This window comes from Allokutzneria sp. NRRL B-24872, assembly GCF_002155965.1.
In the GTDB taxonomy this organism is placed as follows: domain Bacteria; phylum Actinomycetota; class Actinomycetes; order Mycobacteriales; family Pseudonocardiaceae; genus Allokutzneria.
Window position 1 is genome coordinate 1 of sequence record NZ_MUMH01000056.1, and the last position, 892, is coordinate 892.

The 892-nt window shown below is 67.0% G+C and carries 1 pseudogene; it reads right to left on the reverse strand.

Going from position 1 to position 892, the window contains the following annotated elements:
- Positions 1-12 precede the first annotated feature (12 nt).
- Positions 13-889: pseudogene (locus CCN37_RS15605) on the reverse strand (IS5 family transposase).
- Between the last annotated feature and the right edge of the window lie 3 nt (positions 890-892).

The following is an 892-nucleotide window of genomic DNA, read 5'->3' on the forward strand; positions in this document are numbered from 1 at the left end:
TAGGGCCTGTCCTCAAAGCCAGAGTGTGAGGGTGGCTAGGTCGATCATGGCTTGGTAGGACAGGGCGGTCTTGTCGTAGCGGGTGGCGATGGCACGGAACTGTTTGAGACGGTTGAAGCAGCGTTCGACGACGTTGCGGCGCTTGTAGATCACCGGATCGAACGCGGGTGGTCGACCGCCTGCCCGGCCGCGGCGGGCTCGGCCGTCGCGTTGGTCGCGGCGTTCGGGGATGGTGGCCCGGATGCCACGGCGACGGAGGTGAGCGCGGATAGCGCGGCTGGAGTAGCCCTTGTCCGCGATCACCCGTCTCGGCCGCCTCGATCGCCTGCCCGGTCCTCGTGGCGGGAACCACACGCCTGCCAGCACGGCTTCGAACATGGTGCAGTCGTTGGTGTTGCCGCCAGTCAGCACCGTGGTCAGCGGGCGGGAGTGTCCGTCGCAGGCGAGATGGATCTTGGTGGATGGTCCGCCACGGGAGCGCCCGATAGCATGATCATCTGGTTCGGTCTGCCCGCCACACGACCCGCTCGCCCCCTGTGTGAGCACTCCGGCGGGCGCCGGCGGCGTGCTGGTGGGCCCGCACGATGCTCGAGTCGATCGAGACCTCCCGGTCCAACTCATCGATAGCCTCCGCGACCACCCGCACCTTGGCCACCAGCATGGTGAGAGTGCCGTTGCGCGACCAGCGCCAGAACCGGTTGTAGACGGTCTTCCACGGCCCATACCGCTGCGGCAGATCACGCCAGGACACCCCGGTCTTGGCCTTGAACAACATCCCGTTGATCACACGCCGGTCATCCACACGAGGACGCCCCGCCGCTCCCGAGACCGGCAACAACGGCTGCAACACCCGCCACTGCTCATCAGTCAGCTCATGCCTGCGCACCACGAC